Source organism: Methylobacterium sp. E-012 (assembly GCF_057836545.1).
On record NZ_JBYQEY010000001.1, the window covers coordinates 4,631,279 to 4,647,734 of the forward strand.

Sequence of the window (16,456 nt, forward strand, 5' to 3'; positions counted from 1 at the left end):
GGCATCAGGTCTCGGGCAAGGCCGGGGCGGCCGGATCGTCGAAGGGAAAGAGGTCGTCGAGGGGGAACGGCACGGCGTCGAAGGGCGGCAGCGCCACGATCTCGCCGCGCTGAATCGTGGCGAGGAGCACCCAGCGCCCGTCCGCGAGGGCGAAGCCTTCGAGCACGCCCACCGCCGGGTCGAGCAGCCAGAGATGGCCGATCCCGGACTCGGCATAGATGCGGCGCTTCGGACCCCGGTCGAGGCGGGTCGTGGACGGCGAGAGGATCTCGCAGACCCAGTCGGGCGGGGTCGTGATGAAGGCCTCCTCGGGTTCGGTCGGCATCCGCGCGCGACGCCAGCCGGCGAGATCGGGCACGACCACCTGGGATCCGAGGTGAAGTTCCGGCTCGATCATGAAGATCCAGCCGCCGGGACCGCCACGGCCGCGCGCGAACGGCCGATCCAGCTCTCCCGACAGGCGCGCCGCGGCGATGCCGTGCCGCGGCCTTGGCCGCGGATGCGTCTCCAGCACCCCGTCGATGATCTCGGCGACGAGATGCTCCGGGACCGCCTCCAGATCCGCGTAGGTCGCCTGCCGGATCGCTGCCTCAGCCATGGGCCTGTGCCATCGCTAGTTGAGGCCGCCGGGGTCGAGCCCCTCGGCCTCCCACCCGGCGCGGATGCGCTCGACCGCCTCCTCCTCGGACATGTCGGTCTCCAGCGCGTAGGCGCGGGCGGCCTGCCGGGCGAGGTCGGCCAGGAGCCGGCCCCAGGTCGCGGGATCGTCGAAGGAGCGGCGCAGCGCCACGCTGACCGCACCGTCCACCACGGCCGCGCGCAGCACCTCGATGCCGCCCTGTTCCCGGGCGTCGGGCGGGATGGCGAGTTCGGCGAAGGTGGTGCTGGAATCCTGGCTCATGGCGCGCCGGCTGTTCCTCGATCCGGGCCGGGGCGGGCGACCGGCGCCCGCGCGCCGGTCACTTGTAGCAGACGCTCTTGGCTGCCGCGACGACCTCCGCCACGTTGGGCAGCGCCAGCTTCTCGAGGTTGGCCGCGTAGGGCATCGGCACGTCCTTGCCGGTGATGCGCAGGACCGGGGCGTCCAGGTAGTCGAACGCGTCGACCATCAGGCGGGCCACGATCTCGGCGCCGATGCCGGATTGCGGGAAACCCTCCTCCACGGTGATGCAGCGGCCGGTCTTCTTGACCGATTCCACCACCGTGTCGGTGTCCATCGGGCGGATCGTGCGCAGGTCGATCACCTCGGCCTCGATCCCCTGCTCGGCCAGCGCCTGCGCGGCCTTGAGGGCGTAGGTCATGCCGATGGCGAAGGACACGATGGTCACGTCGCTGCCGGTGCGGTGGACCTTGGCCTTGCCGATCGGCAGCACGAAGTCGTCGAGCTGCGGCACCGGGAAGCTCTGCCCGTACAGGATCTCGTTCTCGAGGAAGATCACCGGGTTCGGGTCGCGGATCGCGGCCTTGAGCAGGCCCTTGGCGTCGGAGGCCGTGTACGGGGCGATCACCTTGAGGCCCGGCACGTTGGAGTACCAGGCGGAATAGTCGTGGCTGTGCTGGGCGCCGACCCGGGCGGCGGCACCGTTGGGGCCGCGGAACACGATCGGGCAGCCGAGCTGACCGCCGGACATGTAGAGGGTCTTGGCCGCCGAGTTGATGATGTGGTCGATCGCCTGCATGGCGAAGTTGAAGGTCATGAACTCGACGATTGGCTTCAGGCCGGACAAAGCCGCGCCGACGCCGATGCCGGCAAAGCCGTGCTCGGTGATCGGGGTGTCGACCACGCGCTTCGGCCCGAATTCCTGCAGCAGGTTCTGGGTGACCTTGTAGGCGCCCTGGTACTCGGCGACCTCCTCGCCCATCACGAAGACGTCGCCGTCCCGGCGCATCTCCTCGGCCATGGCGTCGCGCAGGGCCTCGCGGACGGTCTGGGTGACCATCGGCGTGTCGGCCGGGAACTCCGCCATCACCGGCTCCTGAGCCTTGGTGGTGATGACGGCCGGGGCCGCGGGCGCCCTCGGGGCGTCGTCGCCGGTCTTGGCGGCGGGCGCGGCCTTGTCGGCCATGCCCTCGGCCTGCATGTCGGGGGTCGGCGCCGGATGGCCGCCGGCGCCGTTGGGCTTGGCGCCGCCGCCCGACTGGACGCTCGCCGGATCCTCGCCCTCGCCGGCGATCACGGCGATCGGCGTGTTCACCGCCACGCCCTCGGTGCCCTCCGCGATCAGGATCTTGGCGAGCACGCCCTCGTCGATCGCCTCGACCTCCATGGTGGCCTTGTCGGTCTCGATCTCGGCGAGCACGTCGCCGGACTTGATCGGATCGCCCTCCTTCTTCAGCCACTTGGCGAGCTTGCCCTCCTCCATGGTGGGCGAGAGGGCGGGCATCAGGATGTCGGTCGCCATGCTCAGCTCTGCGATCGTTTATTTGGTCGGGGCGGCCAGTGGTCCGGGAATGCGCTAGGCGTGCGCATCCAACAAAATATCGGTCCAAAGCTCGGAGGGATCCGGCTCGGGGTCGTTGGTGGCGAACTCGGCCGAGGCGTTGACGACCTCGCGCACCTTCGCGTCCGTCGCCTTGAGATCCGCCTCCGGCACCCCGTGCAGTTCGAGCAGGCGCTTGCGCACCATCTCGATCGGGTCGTGCTCGTCGCGCATCTTCGAGACCTCGTCCTTGGTCCGGTACTTGGCCGGGTCGGACATGGAATGGCCGCGGTAGCGGTAGGTCTGCATTTCCAGGATGTACGGGCCCTGGCCGGTGCGGGCGTGCTCGATCGCCCGGGTGGCGGCCTCGCGGACGGTGCGCACGTCCATGCCGTCGACCTGCTCGCCCGGGATGCCGAAGGAGAGGCCGCGCTTCGAGAAGTCGGTCTGCGCCGAGGCCCGGGCCACCGAGGTGCCCATGGCGTAGCGGTTGTTCTCGATCACGTAGACGACCGGCAGCTTCCAGAGGGCCGCCATGTTGAAGCTCTCGTAGACCTGCCCCTGGTTGGCGGCGCCGTCGCCCATATAGGTCAAGCTGACCTTGCCGTTCTCCCGGTAATGGTCCGCGAAGGCGAGGCCGGTGCCGAGCGAGACCTGCGCGCCGACGATGCCGTGGCCGCCGAAGAACTGCTTCTCGCGGCTGAACATGTGCATCGAGCCGCCCTTGCCGCGGCTGTAGCCGCCCCGGCGCCCGGTCAGCTCGGCCATGACGCCCTTCGGGTCCATGCCGCAGGCGAGCATGTGGCCGTGGTCGCGGTAGCCGGTGATGACCTGGTCGCCGTCGACCGAGGCCATCTGCATGCCGATCACCACGGCTTCCTGGCCGATATACAGGTGGCAGAAGCCGCCGATCAGGCCCATGCCGTAGAGCTGGCCGGCCTTCTCCTCGAAGCGCCGGATCAGCAGCATCTCGTGATAGGCGTGGAGGTCATCCTCCCGGCTGAATTGCGGCATGTTCGGCGCCGGCTTGTGCGCCTCGGCGGCCTGCGGGCTCGCGGCCTGCGGGTGCGCGGACGAAGCGTCCCTGGCAGGCTCCTTGGCGGCGTCCATCGGCGCTCTCCCCGTGATTCCACGCGACTGCGTGGGGGTGTAGGACAGCGTCGGATGGAAAGCGAGGGCTGCCGCTCTGACAGGAAGCCTCTCTTGTCAGAGGGGTTTCGCGGCCCGCGCAGGCGGCGGGCCGGCCGATCAGGGCGTGATGACGACCACGTCGTTGGCGTGGACCCGGCCGAGGACGATCCGCGCGCGCTCCTCCAGGAGGTCGCGGTCGATCTGGTCGCTCTTAAGGAGGGCGACCCGGCGCTCCCAGGTGGCGCGCTCGGCCCTCACGGCCGCTAGGTCCTGATTGAGGCCGTAGGCCCGGATCTTGAGGGCCTTCTTGGCCTCCAGGCCGCGGTTGCCGCTCTCGGCCTGCCACACGAAATAGCCGACCACGAGCGCCGACAGGGTCCAGAGACCCAGCGGCAACACGACCATTCTGACTCGGCGGCGGACGACCATGGCGCGATCCTCGGGCGGAAAGGTTAAGGGAACGTCTCGCCCGCGTGTCGTGGCCGGCTATGAACCGGGGCGCGGTGCGGCAGGTGGGAGCGAAGGGCGAGCCGAACGCATGGACATGACGGATCTGCGCCGCTGGCTCGCCGAACACGCCACGGCGACCGACGACCACGACGGCCTGCTGGTTCGGTTCTGCGAGGCGCTGGCCGGCGCCGGCATCCCCCTCTGGCGCGTCAGCGTGATGGCCCCGGCCCTCGACCCGACGCTGCGCGGCGTCAGCCTGAACTGGCATGCCGGCGAGGGGATGTCCTTCGTGGCCAGTCCGCACGGCGCCGACGAGGAGAGCGACTGGCTGCTCAGTCCCGTCTACGCGCTGGTAGAGAAGGGCGAGACGTTCGGCCGCTGGCGGCTCGACGCCCCCGAACGCGAACTCGATTTTCCGGTCCTGCGGGACCTCGGGTCACAGGGCGGGGTCGACTACGCCCTCCACATCGTCGAGTTCGCCCCCGGAACCGCGTTGCGGGGAATCGCGATTTCGTTCTGTACCCGCCGGCCCGCCGGCTTCACGGATGCGGACCTGTCCACCATCAGTGGCGTCCTGCCGTTCCTGACGCTGGCGATCGCCAAGATCGGCCTGGCACACACCCTGCGGGAGGTGTCGGCCACCTATCTCGGTCGCTCCACCGCCGAACGGGTCCTCGACGGTCAGATCCGGCGGGGCGAGGGCCGCGCCGTGCCGGCCGCCATCCTGCTCACCGACCTGCGCGGTTTCACGGCCCTGTCCGACCGGGCCGATCCCGCCGACATGGTGACGTGGCTCAACGAGCATTTCGACGCCCTCGGCGATCCGGTGGAGCGACACGGCGGCGAGATCCTGAAATTCCTCGGCGACGGGTTCCTGGCGATCTTTCCGGTCCCGGACGCCGGCACCCTCCCCTGCCCGGTCTGCGGCGCCGCCCTCGAGGCCGCGACCGACGCGCTCGCCGCCAACGCGGCGCTCAACACCCGCCGCCGCGCCGCGGGGCTGCCGGAACTCGCCGCCGAATGCGTCGTGCATTTCGGGACGGTGATCTACGGCAATGTCGGGACCGAGCGCCGGCTCGACTTCACCATCATCGGGCGGGCGGTCAACGAGGCGAGCCGGATCGAGAGCCAGTGCGCGGCGCTCGGCCACGCGCTCCTCGTGTCGGAGTCCTTCGCCCAGCGCTGCGCCCGGCCGCTCCAGCCGGTGGGGACGATCGAGCTGCGCGGCCTGTCGCGGCCCCAGCGGGTCTGGACGCTCCCGGATTGAGGCCGGGCGCCCCGCAGGATCAGCGGCGCGCGAGCTGCTTCAGCGCCGCCGCGCCGGCATAGAGCGCCTGCGGGCCGAGGCCCTCCTCGATCCGGATCAGCTGGTTGTACTTGGCCAGTCTGTCCGAGCGGGCGAGCGAGCCGGTCTTGATCTGCCCGCAATTGGTGGCGACCGCGAGGTCCGCGATGGTCGAATCCTCGGTCTCGCCGGAGCGGTGCGACATCACCGCGGTGTAGCCGGCGCGCTGGGCCATATCGACGGCCGCCAGGGTCTCGGTGAGCGAGCCGATCTGGTTAACCTTGATCAGGATCGAGTTGGCGGTGCCCTCCGCGATGCCCCGGGACAGGCGCTCGACATTGGTGACAAACAGGTCGTCGCCCACGAGCTGGCAGCGATCGCCGATCTTCTCGGTCAGGAGCTTCCAGCCGGCCCAGTCGTCCTCCGACATGCCGTCCTCAATGGAGACGATCGGGTAGGTGGCGACGAGCTGGGCGAGGTAGTCGACCTGCGCCTCGATGGCGCGGGTCGTGCCCTCGCCCACGTAGGTGTAAGCACCGTCCTTGAAGAACTCGGTGGCGGCGCAGTCCAGCGCCAGGGCGATGTCCTGGCCCGGCTTGAACCCGGCAGCGCTGATCGCGTCCATCACGAAGTCGAGGGCCGCCTCGGCCGAGGGCAGGTTCGGGGCGAAGCCGCCCTCGTCGCCGACATTGGTGTTGTGGCCGGCCTTCTTCAGCTTGCCCTTGAGGGTGTGGAACACCTCCGAGCCCATCCGCACGGCCTCGGCGATCGAGTCCGCCCCCACCGGCAGGATCATGAATTCCTGGAAGTCGATCGGGTTGTCGGCATGCGCGCCGCCGTTGATGATGTTCATCATCGGCACCGGCAGCACCCGGCCCTGGACACCGCCGACGTAGCGGTAGAGCGGCAGGCCCGAGGCCTCGGCCGCGGCCTTCGCCACCGCCAGCGACACGCCCAGGATGGCGTTGGCGCCGAGCCGCGCCTTGTTGGGGGTGCCGTCGAGCTCGATCATCGCCTCGTCGACCGCGACCTGGTCCTCGGCCTCCATGCCGCCGACCGCGTCGAGGATCTCCGTCTGCGCCGCCTCGACCGCCTTCAGCACGCCCTTGCCGAGGAAGCGGTTCATGTCGCCGTCGCGCAGCTCCACCGCCTCGTGGGCGCCCGTGGAGGCCCCGGACGGCACGGCGGCGCGGCCGAAGGACCCGTCCTCCAGGATGACGTCGACCTCGACCGTCGGATTGCCGCGGCTGTCGAGGATCTCGCGGGCGCTGATATTGGTGATCGCGGTCATGGAACGTCCTCTTGCGGGGCCGCGGGTCGGCGCGCGCGCAAAGTGGGGCTGCGGCGCATCGCGGCGGCTTATCCGTCAAGCCGCGTTCGGCGGCAAGCGCCGGTCGGCGGTCGGCCTTTGAGTCGGCCCATTCCGGTGCGAACGCGGCGCTGCGGCCGCCATCCGTTCGGCGCCCCGGAGCAATCGCCGCGGCGGCGAGGGATGCGCGGGGCGCCGCGGCGTTCTATACGCGCCCCATGACGACACCTGAGACTCTACAGCTCGGCCAGCCGGCGCCGCTTCCGACATCCCCGGACGCGGCACGCCTCGACCGGGTCCCGAACCCCCACGCGGATACCGACTATCTCGCCCGCTTCACCGCCCCCGAATTCACCTCGATCTGCCCGGTCACCGGCCAGCCCGACTTCGCCATCCTGGTGATCGACTACGTGCCTGGCGACTGGCTGGTGGAGTCGAAATCGCTCAAGCTCTATCTCGGGTCGTTCCGCAACCACGGCGCGTTCCACGAGGATTGCACGGTGGCCATCGGCAAGCGGCTCCGCGACCTCCTGGAGCCCCGCTACCTGCGGATCGGTGGATACTGGTATCCGCGCGGGGGCATTCCGATCGACGTGTTCTGGCAGACGGGCGAACCGCCCAAGACGGTCTGGCTGCCCGATCCCGGGGTGCCGCCCTATCGGGGTCGCTGACGGGGGATCGGCGAGAGACTTCGCTGCCGCCGGCTCCCGCATCGGGCGAACAAACGAAAAAGGGCGACCGGCTCGCGCCGGTCGCCCCTCGATCCCGTCAGGATCGCTGATGTCAGTAGCCGTAGCCGTAGTAGCCGTAGCCCGGTGCCGCGTAGGCCGGCGCGCCGTAACCGTAGGCCGGAGCGGCGTAGCCGCCATAGACCGGGGCGTAGCCGTAACCGCCGCCGTAGTAGGAATCGCGGGCCGCGCCGGCGGCGATCGCACCGGCGGCAAGGCCGGCGATGCCGAGACCGATGGCGGCGCCGGTGCCGATGCCGCGACGGCCGCCGCGGTAGTAGCCGTGGCCGTACCCGCCGTATCCGCCGTGGAAGCCGTAGGGACGCGCCTCAGCGCCCGTGGTGGCGGCGACGCTGCCGAGAGCCAGGGCGGCGGCGGTGGCGATGATACCGATCTTGCGCATAATGTTCCTTCTCGATCCTCGATCGAACATGCCCCAATAACGTAGCCACCCCGCGTCAGTTCCAAGTTCTCGCATGTCTTGACGTGCGGATCCGCACACAGGCGGTTTTCTGAATGCCGGTTCATGCTTAACGCCCCACGGGGCTGCCACCGCAGCCCCGCCGCCTCGACCGGCGCGGGGGCCGAAACCTTGCGAAGAGTTTCCAAACCAGGGTTGCCGGTCCGGTCCGGCATCGCCTGATCCGGTGCGGGGTCGGTCGGCGGGTCCGGCCGACGCACATCGCCTTCGGACCGCGCTGGCCGTAAGAGGGTTTCGGTGGAGGAGCGCTCGATGGATGCCCTGACCCTGATCCGCGAGACCTTCGCGCCGCTCCCCGACAAGCGGATCCTCGATATTGGATGCGGCGGAGGGACCCTCGCGAAGCGGCTGACGGAAGACGGCGCGGCGGTGACCGGCATCGATCCCGGCGCGGCGGCGCTCGCCGCGGCCCGGGCCGCGGTGCCGGCTGCACGGTTCGAAGCCGCGACGGGGGAGGCCCTGCCCTTCCCAGATGCCAGCTTCGACGGCGCCGTCCTGCTCAACGCCCTGCATCACGTGCCCGACCCCGCGGCTGCCCTCGTCGAGGCCGCACGCGTGCTCGCGCCGGGCGGCCGCCTCGTCGTGGTGGAGCCCCTGGCGGCGGGGAGCTTCTTCGACGCCCTCCGGCCCATCGAGGACGAGACCGCGGTCCGGGCGGCCGCGCAGGAGGCCATCGCGGCCGCCCTGGCCCGGGGCACCCTGGCATGCCGCCGCGAGGTCACGATCGAACGGCGGGAGCGCTTCGCCTCCCTCGACGCCTTCCTGGCCCGGGTCTGCGCGGTGGATCCCGCTCGTGCGGCGGTGATCGCAGCGCAGCGGCCGATCGTGGAGGCGGCGTTCGATCGGGCGGCCGAGCGGGTGGCGGACGGGGGCTACGACCTCGTCCAGCCCCTCCGGATCCACGTTCTGACGCACGCCTGATCCGGGTTTCGAAAGGGCGCGCCCTTTCGCGGGTCCAGGGCGGATCCTTGGAATCGGTCAGGGCTTTGCCCTGACGACCCACCAAAGGGCACGCCCTTTGGATACCCCGTTTCAGGCGGCGCGGCTCTTAGCGAGCCGATCGAAGGCGATGAGCTGGTCGAGCAGAGCCGGCAGGTCCTTCAGCGCCACCATGTTCGGGCCGTCGGAGGGCGCCCGGTCGGGATCGGGATGGGTCTCGATGAACACGCCGGCCACGCCCACCGCCACCGCGGCCCGGGCCAGCACGGCGACGAATTCCCGCTGGCCGCCCGAACTGGCGCCCTGGCCGCCGGGCTGCTGAACCGAATGGGTCGCGTCGAACACGACCGGCGCGCCGCCCGTCACCTGCGCCATGATCGGTAGGCTGCGCATGTCCGAGACCAGGGTGTTGTAGCCGAACGAGGCGCCCCGTTCGGTGACGATGACGTTGGGATTGCCGGCCTCGATCACCTTGGCGGCCACGTGCTTCATGTCCCAGGGCGCCAGGAACTGGCCCTTCTTGATGTTGACCGCCCGCCCCGTCGCGGCGGCGGCCAGGAGCAGGTCGGTCTGGCGGCACAGGAAGGCCGGGATCTGGAGCACGTCCACCGCTTCGGCGACCCGGGCACATTGCTCGGCGGCGTGCACGTCGGTCAGCACCGGCAGGCCGAGGCTCTCGCGGATCTCCGCGAAGACCGGCAGCGCCTCGTCAAGGCCGACGCCCCGGGCGGCGCTGCCCGAGGTGCGGTTGGCCTTGTCGAAGGAGGTCTTGAAGACGAGCCCGATCCCGAGATCCGCCGCCATCGCCTTGAGCGCTGAGGCGATCTCCAGGGCGTGGCCGCGACCCTCGAGCTGGCATGGGCCGGCGATCAGCGTGAGCGGCAGGTGGTTGGCGAAGCGCGCGCCGCCGACCTGGACCACGGGGCCGGATGTTTCGGGATTCGACATGCGGCCGGTCTAGCGCCGTTCCAGACCGCCTTGCAATCGGGGCCCGATCCCGATCTCGGGCCATCGCCCTAGCCCGCGCGGCGGGTCCGCGCGAGCTTGGTGCGGGGCGCGACCCGACAGACCGTGAGATCGTCCCGGAGCGCGTCGGTCCGCGAGCCGGTCTCGCACAGCATCAAGGCCGGGCCGGAGCTGCCGCGGCGGGGGGCCTGCGCGAGCAAGCTGGCCTGATGGAGGTTGAGCGTCAGCACCTCGGCCGCGGCGGCATCCGCCCCGGCGAGGGCACGGGCCGCGCGGCCGACCAGGATGAAGTAGGCCCGTGGCGGCTCCCGGTCGCGCGAGGCGACGGTGATCCGCGCCGGCGCCCGGCAATCGAGGCTCATCCGCTCGGCATCCTCGGCCCGGAACACCGCGTAGGGGCCGGCCCGGCCGGCGAGCGAGGCGCCGGTATCGCGGATCACTCGGGCCGTGAGCGCGTCGCACGCATCGGCGGCGTGGACCGGACCGGCTGCAAGACCGGCCAGGATTGTCAAAGTTAACATTGACTCGATCCGCTGCATCATTGACTCGCTCCTAATCCTCTGCAAGAGGTCGATCACAGATCGCCGCTCGGTCGGAGAAATCTATTGATAAAAATGTCATTTATAGTATGAATTGATTTAAACTTTACTCGCATTACGCTCGGTGAAAGGCATTGATAGCCTCAGATGCTGAGGAAAACAGGATGAAAAAAGGAAAGTAAACGGTTTTGGTGGATCATTGGGGCGGGTGGTGTTTCGCGTGTAGCCGCTGAAGTGAAACGATAACTCCAGCCGATGGCCGAAGGGATGATGGTCGAAGGGATCACGATCGATTGAGCACTGAATGGCCCAGGCTGGCGCGCATCCCGTCGCTCGACCTCCCGCCCACATCCACGGGCATGAGACCGTGCGGGCCGGGAAGCAGAAGGACGCGCCGATCTATGATCGTCGGCCGAAAAGGTTCCCGGGTCACCCCGCGGCGGCCGATTCCCGACGGCGGATCCGGCCCCCCAGTGCGGGGGCGTCCTGGCAAGCCCGGGCCGTCGTTGCGCAGAAGAGACGGCCCGCACTGGCGTCGACGAGCGCTCTTGGGTGGCACCGCTCAGGATAGAAACAACCGCGTCTCGAGGGACCGGCCACACGGGGTCCGGCGCGCGGTGACCGCAGAACATCGCAAGGGGGAGTCAGGTCGTGGAAAATGAACTCAGGGTCATCTTCAGATCGGTTCTAGGAGTGAGAGATACACTCGAAGAATCGATTTCGGAGATCAGAAATTTCATCGGTCGAGGCCATGAGGCTCAGGCCGAACCGATCGAGTTCCTGATGTTCGCGGCCCGCAGAGCGGCGCTTTCGAGCGCCCCGCTGCTGCAGGATCTCTGGGTGCTGTTCGAACTCGGCGAGAAGCGGAACGGCTATTTCGTCGAGTTCGGTGCCACGGGTGGTCCGGCCGGCAGCACCACGCTGCTGCTGGAGACGCTCTATGGCTGGCAGGGCGCGATCGCGGAACCGGCGCGTAGTCGGTACGACCAGCTGCGTAGCAGACGGAATTGCTACGTCGCGAACAAGTTCGTCTACACGGACAATGGCTTGAAGATGCTGTTCAACGACCCGGACAGTTCGGAGGAGCAATCCGCCGCCGGATCACCGGGAGCCGGTGTCCCGACTGGCACGCGGCGTGGCGGTCGCCGGCACGAGGTCGAGACCGTCACGCTTCGCAGCTTCCTGCAAGCGGCGGAGGCGCCGGCCACGATCGATTACATGTGCATCAGCGCCGAGGACGACACCCTCGACGTCCTGAATCACTTCGATTTCTCCGAGTGCGCCGTCACGATGGTGAGCATCGCGAGCGGTGACGCGCAGCAGCGTGAAGAGCTCGGCGCCCTGATGGTGCGCAACGGGTACGAGCATAGATTCAAGACGTTCTCGATCTCCGAAGACTGGTACATCAAGGGCGATAGGGCCGAGGCGTCGCGGCCGGCCTCGGCGTGAGTTGGAACGGCGGGGACGGCGCGGTCCCCCTCCCGGCGGCCGGCGCGATCGAGCCGGAGCGGTGACGGCTCCGGGCTCGATGCGTAGACAGGTCCGTTCGGATGCCCGATCTGTGCCGGCTGCGCGGCGTCCCGCGCCGCCCGCACACAGGCTCCGAGGCCGCCCATGCTCCGACCCCTTCTCGCCGCTATCGTCCTCGTGCCGACGGTTCTTGCCGGGGCGGCGGCTCCCGTCGCCGCCCCGGCCTACGGCCCGGAACTCGAAGGCTTCGACTATCCCTGGCCCGTGCGGCGCTACCCGTTCGCATCCCAGCGCCAGCCGCTCCAGATGGGCTATCTCGACGTGCCGGCCGAAACGGCGAACGGCCAGACCGCGGTGCTGCTCCACGGCAAGAATTTCTGCGCCGCCACGTGGGAGAGCCAGATCCGGGCACTGAGCGCGGCCGGCTACCGGGTGATCGCCCCGGACCAAATCGGCTTCTGCAAATCGAGCAAGCCGGCGGCGTATCAGTTCACCTTCCGCCAGCTCGCCGAGAACACGCACGCGCTGCTGGCGTCGCTGGGGATCGAGCACCCGATCCTGGTCGGCCACTCGACGGGCGGCATGCTCGCCGCGCACTACGCCCTGCTCTATCCGAAGGAGGTGGCCCAGCTCGTCCTGGTCAACCCGGTCGGCCTGGAGGATTGGAGCGCCAAGGGGCTCCCGCCGATCTCCCTGGAGCGCTGGTACCAACGCGAGCTGAAGACCAGCGCCGAGTCGATCCGCGCCTACGAGACCGCGACCTACTATGCCGGACGATGGCACGCCCGCTACGAGCCCTGGGTGACGATGCTGGCCGGCCTCAATGCCGGTCCCGGCAAGGAGGCGGTCGCCTGGGATTCGGCGCTGCTCTACGACATGATCGTCACCGAGCCGGTGGTGTATCGGTTCCCGCAGATCGCGGTGCCGACCCTGCTGATGATCGGCCAGAAGGACAACACGGCCATCGGCAAGGATCTCGCGCCGCCGGAGGTGCGGGCGCAGCTCGGCCATTATCCCGAACTCGGCAAGGCGGCCGCCCGGGCGATCCCGGGGGCGCGCCTCGTGGAGTTTCCCGATCTCGGCCATGCGCCGCAGATGTCCGACCCCGAAGGCTTCAACCGGGCGCTGATCGAAGGCATCGCGGGGCGGTGAGCCGGGGCCGCCCCTCCCGGCGGCGGCTGCCAAATGTACACGGCACTGTCCCGGGCTTAGCCCTCTGAGAATGTGGCGCTATTCCCCTGCCCTGGCGATCCCGGGCTTGCCCGGGATTGCGGTGAGGGGTCAGGGGTGGTGCAGGCGGCCTCGCACCGCTCCAGCCGGCGCCACCCCCAGCTCCAATTCCTCCGCGCAAGGGCTAAGGGCCACACAGGTTTGAGGTACAAGTGCTGTCGTGGACCGCGCCGCGTCCCTCTCCCCTGCGGGCTACCGGATGCACACATCATCGACGATAGAGGGCAGCGGCCGGACACAATCGCGTCTCCCTCCCCCGCAAAGGGGGGAGGGAGGGCGCGTGTCATCTCTGGAGCGGGGTCTGAAGTCCAGCCGGAGCGATACAAAACCCGATTTGCAAATCCGGACGCTGCGGCGGGGCGGTACGGCTAGAAGTACGACTTCAGAACGCCGCGGCGGCGGACGTCGAGGGTCGCGCAGTGGAACGAGCCGCCGAACGGGCCGTAGCTCAGGAACGGCGCCGGGATCGGGTCGAAGCCCCAGTCCTTGAGCGCCTTGATCAGCGTCGGCTGGCTCTGGTCGACGACGATCTTCTTCTCGGTGATCGCCAGGACGTTGATCGAGGTCCAGGGCGAGCACATCGAGATTTTGCTCATGAAACCCTCGACTGGGTCGGGGCGGGGCGCGATCAGCACGTCCCATGTCTTGAGCACGGCCGGCAGCTTCTCGACGTCGACGTAGTCCGGGTTCACCAGCACCTTGCCGGGGGCCAGCGGCATGAACGACGAGTCGATGTGCATCGGCTGCGGGCAGCGGCTCTCGATCTCGTGGATGCGGAAGCCCGGGCCGAGGTGACGGCGCAGCCACTCGATGCCCATCAGGTTGGTCACGTTGGAGCGGGTCACGAACAGGTCGCGGCCGCAGCGCACGAAGTCGGCCGCGTCGAAGACCGGCTCGAACTCGTTGACGGTGAACTGCATGGGCTCGCCGGCCTTCAGGTTCGGCACCCGGTAATCGTAATTGTAGAGGTCGTCGGTCAGCTGCGGCCGCGGCGCGGAGGTCCAGCGGGCGCCATTGCGAAAATACTCCTTGAACAGCGAGCGGTAGGCGTCGCCCTCGAAGTAGCGCGAACGCCAGCACATCGGGCTCTCGATGATCTCGTCGCCGATGACGAGGTACGGGTCGCGCGGGCAGGCCACGCAGAAGCCCCGGGACGACCAGCGCGGTGCCTTGAACTTCTTCGAGAAGTCCACCGTGTCGGGGCGGCGGACCTTCACGCCCTCGCCGGCCAGGATCGTGATGAAGTTGTCGAGCTCGGCCTGGGCCAGCTTCTTCATGAACTTCGGATACTTCCAGCCGCTCGCCAGCCGGTAGAACGGCTGCGCGGCGCGCGGCAGGTTGAAGATCACCGTGAGGTGGTGGGTCGGGATCGTAGCGCCGTCCAGGGAGCCGACGATCACCTCCTCCAGCGGGTCCCACTCGTTCCAGGCCATCACCGGCGATTGCGGAGCCGGCACGCCCGGTCCCGTCCTGCCCGGAAGGCCATCGGCATGCGTCTCCGCGGTCACGGCCTCCATGGCCGTGATCGGTGCTTCCCGCTCCATGACATGTGCCCCTTCTGCGACGTGCCGCGGCCTTATGCGTAGGCTCTCTGACCCCGCGCCGCTTTGGCCCCTACTGTGTCAAACGGGTGATAGACAGCGGTCATCCGTGCTGCAACGTGACAGAAACGTTCTTGGTCTGGCGGACCTATTTCTGCCGCGACCGTGGCTGATTTCCCGCATCAAGCCTTTTGCGAGCTTGAAAGTAGACCATGAAGCGCCTGACGACCTTGGCCTCGATCGCCGGTCTCTGCACGGTCGTCGGCCTGTTCATGTCCTCGGGCCTCGAGGACGTGTCGGCCGCCGTCGTGAGCGCCGGCTGGGGGGCCGCCCTGGTGGTGTTGGCCCGCATCGTGGCCGTCGCCTGGGCGGGCCTCGGCTGGCACGTCGTGTTCCCGGCGGGCACCGTCCGGCTCGCCGATTGCGTCTCGCTGCGCTTCGTGCGCGAGGGCATCAACACGCTGTTGCCCGTGGCCACCGTCGGCGGCGACTTCATCGGGGCGCGCCTCCTGTCCAAGCGCGGCGTCCCGGGGGCGCTCGCCGGCGCCAGCATGTTCGTGGACCTGATGACGCAGGCGCTGACCCAGCTCCTGTTCACCGTGGTCGGCCTCGTCCTGCTTGTCATGATCTGCGGTGACGGGCCGATCGCCCGGACGGTGGCGGGCGGCCTCGCCCTGGCGGTGCCGGCGCTGGGCGCCTTCTACCTGATCCAGCGCCGGGCCGGCCATCGCCTGATCCAGGGGCTGCTCAGCCGCTTCGCCTCGGGCCGCGAATGGCGCGCCTTCGGCGCGATCGACCAGCTCTACGACAGCCTGCGCCGGCTCTACGGCAACCACGGTCGCTTCGCCGCCGCGCTGGTGATCCACTTCGCCGGCTGGGTGATCGGGACCCTGGAGGTCTATGTCTGCCTGCGCTTCATGGGCTATCCGATCGACTTCGCGCAGGCGCTGATGATCGAGAGCCTCGCCCAGGCGGTGCGCGGTGCGGCCTTCGCGGTGCCGGGGGCGCTGGGCGCGCAGGAGGGGGGACTGATCGCCCTGTGCGGCCTGTTCGACATCCCCGTCGAGGCGGCGCTCGCCCTGTCGCTGGTCAAGCGCTTCGCCGATCTCGGCGTCGGCCTTCCGAGCCTCCTGCTCTGGCACCGGATCGAGGCCCGGCAGCGCGTCGAGGCGCCGGAGGACGGGGATCCCCAGGCCGAGGCGGAGACCGGACGCGTGGCCCAGCGGGTGCTGCAGCCGGCCACGCTCGGTCCGTTCTACAGCTACGCTCCGCCCCGCATGGGGACGCGTCTCGGCGACGGCGAGGAGTTGAAGAAGTGCGCCTGACCCGCCGGATCGCCGCCGCCCGCTTCGCCGCCCCCGTCGCGGCTCTTCTGGCCGTGCTCGTCTTCGTCCCGGCCCCGTCATGGGCCGCGGACGATCCCGCCGTTCAAACGGTGCGCGACCTCTACGCCGCCTTCACCGCCGCCCTGAAGGGCGGCCCCGGACCCCTGCCCGCGCGGGTCGAGGCCGTGGGGCCGGCGATGGACAAGGCTTTCGACTTCCCCGCCATGGCCCGCGTCGCGGTCGGCTCGAAATGGTCGAGCTTCACCCCGGAGCAGCAGGCGGCGGTCACCGACGCGTTCAAGCGCAGCCTGACCGTCACCTACGCGAACCGCCTCGCCCGCGCCGCCGGCGGCAAGTTCGACGTGACCCCGAAGGTCGAGGAGCGCGGCGCCCAGCGGGTCGTGGCGACCCGCGTCACCGCGGCGGACGGGGACGATTCCGAGGTCGATTTCGTCGTCAACGCCGGAAACCGCATCCAGGACGTCCTGCTCAACGGCGACGTGAGCGAGATCGCGGCCCAGCGCACCGCGCTCTCGGGCCCCCTGAAGACGGGGGGCGCGGACGGCGCCGTGAAGTTCCTGCGCCAGCGCGCCGACGGCATGCTCGCCGCCAAGCCGACCCCGTGATTGCCGACGCCGTGAC

17 protein-coding genes are annotated in these 16,456 nt (G+C 69.5%); 7 read left to right on the forward strand and 10 right to left on the reverse strand.

The annotated features are described in order from the left end of the window. Positions 1-4 precede the first annotated feature (4 nt). From AC3IF1_RS22215 to AC3IF1_RS22235, 5 genes are all read right to left on the reverse strand, one after another. The gene (locus tag AC3IF1_RS22215; protein WP_489219380.1) at positions 5-598 is read right to left on the reverse strand and encodes a Uma2 family endonuclease; all 594 of its coding nucleotides are present in this window, start codon (positions 596-598) and stop codon (positions 5-7) included. Between the two features lie 15 nt (positions 599-613). Further along, positions 614-901: a DUF5076 domain-containing protein gene (locus AC3IF1_RS22220; RefSeq protein WP_489219381.1), complete on the reverse strand. Its 288-nt coding sequence runs from the start codon at positions 899-901 to the stop codon at positions 614-616. 58 nt (positions 902-959) lie between these two features. Next, positions 960-2,402, reverse strand: a complete 1,443-nt coding sequence (locus AC3IF1_RS22225; protein ID WP_489219382.1) for a pyruvate dehydrogenase complex E1 component subunit beta — start codon at positions 2,400-2,402, stop codon at positions 960-962. A gap of 54 nt (positions 2,403-2,456) precedes the next feature. Next, a complete protein-coding gene (gene pdhA / locus AC3IF1_RS22230) occupies positions 2,457-3,530 on the reverse strand; it encodes a pyruvate dehydrogenase (acetyl-transferring) E1 component subunit alpha (RefSeq protein WP_243968067.1) in 1,074 nt (357 codons plus the stop codon). Positions 3,531-3,668: 138 nt separating this feature from the next. After that, entirely contained in the window at positions 3,669-3,980 is a 312-nt protein-coding gene (locus AC3IF1_RS22235; protein ID WP_243968066.1) for an FtsB family cell division protein, read from the reverse strand. A gap of 109 nt (positions 3,981-4,089) precedes the next feature. On the opposite strand from AC3IF1_RS22235, the gene AC3IF1_RS22240 reads away from it, so the two are divergent. Continuing rightward, positions 4,090-5,268, forward strand: a complete 1,179-nt coding sequence (locus tag AC3IF1_RS22240) for an adenylate/guanylate cyclase domain-containing protein (RefSeq protein WP_489219383.1) — start codon at positions 4,090-4,092, stop codon at positions 5,266-5,268. A gap of 19 nt (positions 5,269-5,287) precedes the next feature. On the opposite strand, the gene eno is transcribed toward AC3IF1_RS22240, so the two are convergent. Then, a complete protein-coding gene (gene eno, locus AC3IF1_RS22245) occupies positions 5,288-6,577 on the reverse strand; it encodes a phosphopyruvate hydratase (RefSeq protein WP_243968064.1) in 1,290 nt (429 codons plus the stop codon). A 236-nt stretch (positions 6,578-6,813) separates the two neighbouring features. Here eno and queF point away from each other — a divergent pair, with 236 nt between their 5' ends. After that, entirely contained in the window at positions 6,814-7,266 is a 453-nt protein-coding gene (gene queF, locus AC3IF1_RS22250) for a preQ(1) synthase (RefSeq protein WP_489219384.1), read from the forward strand. Between the two features lie 112 nt (positions 7,267-7,378). Here queF and AC3IF1_RS22255 read toward each other — a convergent pair whose 3' ends face one another. Then, positions 7,379-7,726 carry a hypothetical protein gene (locus AC3IF1_RS22255; protein WP_489219385.1) on the reverse strand — a complete coding sequence of 116 codons (348 nt, stop codon included), beginning with the start codon at positions 7,724-7,726 and terminating at the stop codon, positions 7,379-7,381. A 330-nt stretch (positions 7,727-8,056) separates the two neighbouring features. Between AC3IF1_RS22255 and AC3IF1_RS22260 the strand changes: the two genes are divergently transcribed. Then, the gene (locus tag AC3IF1_RS22260) at positions 8,057-8,725 is read left to right on the forward strand and encodes a class I SAM-dependent methyltransferase (protein ID WP_489219386.1); all 669 of its coding nucleotides are present in this window, start codon (positions 8,057-8,059) and stop codon (positions 8,723-8,725) included. Between the two features lie 111 nt (positions 8,726-8,836). Here AC3IF1_RS22260 and kdsA read toward each other — a convergent pair whose 3' ends face one another. Together kdsA and AC3IF1_RS22270 are read right to left on the reverse strand one after the other, a co-directional pair. Further along, entirely contained in the window at positions 8,837-9,691 is an 855-nt protein-coding gene (gene kdsA, locus AC3IF1_RS22265; RefSeq protein WP_489219387.1) for a 3-deoxy-8-phosphooctulonate synthase, read from the reverse strand. Between the two features lie 68 nt (positions 9,692-9,759). Beyond that, positions 9,760-10,230, reverse strand: a complete 471-nt coding sequence (locus AC3IF1_RS22270) for a hypothetical protein (RefSeq protein ID WP_243968058.1) — start codon at positions 10,228-10,230, stop codon at positions 9,760-9,762. Between the two features lie 669 nt (positions 10,231-10,899). Here AC3IF1_RS22270 and AC3IF1_RS22275 point away from each other — a divergent pair. Next, a complete protein-coding gene (locus AC3IF1_RS22275; protein WP_489219388.1) occupies positions 10,900-11,697 on the forward strand; it encodes an FkbM family methyltransferase in 798 nt (265 codons plus the stop codon). Between the two features lie 165 nt (positions 11,698-11,862). Then, entirely contained in the window at positions 11,863-12,870 is a 1,008-nt protein-coding gene (locus tag AC3IF1_RS22280) for an alpha/beta fold hydrolase (protein ID WP_489219389.1), read from the forward strand. A 446-nt stretch (positions 12,871-13,316) separates the two neighbouring features. Here the strand turns inward: AC3IF1_RS22280 and AC3IF1_RS22285 are convergent, their stop codons facing one another. Next, positions 13,317-14,492 (reverse strand): amidinotransferase, encoded by a 1,176-nt coding sequence (locus AC3IF1_RS22285; RefSeq protein ID WP_243973864.1) that lies wholly within the window; start codon positions 14,490-14,492, stop codon positions 13,317-13,319. A 209-nt stretch (positions 14,493-14,701) separates the two neighbouring features. Here AC3IF1_RS22285 and AC3IF1_RS22290 point away from each other — a divergent pair, with 209 nt between their 5' ends. After that, positions 14,702-15,814, forward strand: coding sequence for a flippase-like domain-containing protein (locus AC3IF1_RS22290; protein ID WP_489219390.1), 1,113 nt, complete (start codon positions 14,702-14,704; stop codon positions 15,812-15,814). Further along, the gene (locus AC3IF1_RS22295) at positions 15,805-16,440 is read left to right on the forward strand and encodes an MlaC/ttg2D family ABC transporter substrate-binding protein (protein ID WP_489219391.1); all 636 of its coding nucleotides are present in this window, start codon (positions 15,805-15,807) and stop codon (positions 16,438-16,440) included. Before AC3IF1_RS22290 ends, AC3IF1_RS22295 begins: the two co-directional genes overlap by 10 nt. The last annotated feature ends 16 nt before the right edge of the window (positions 16,441-16,456 follow it).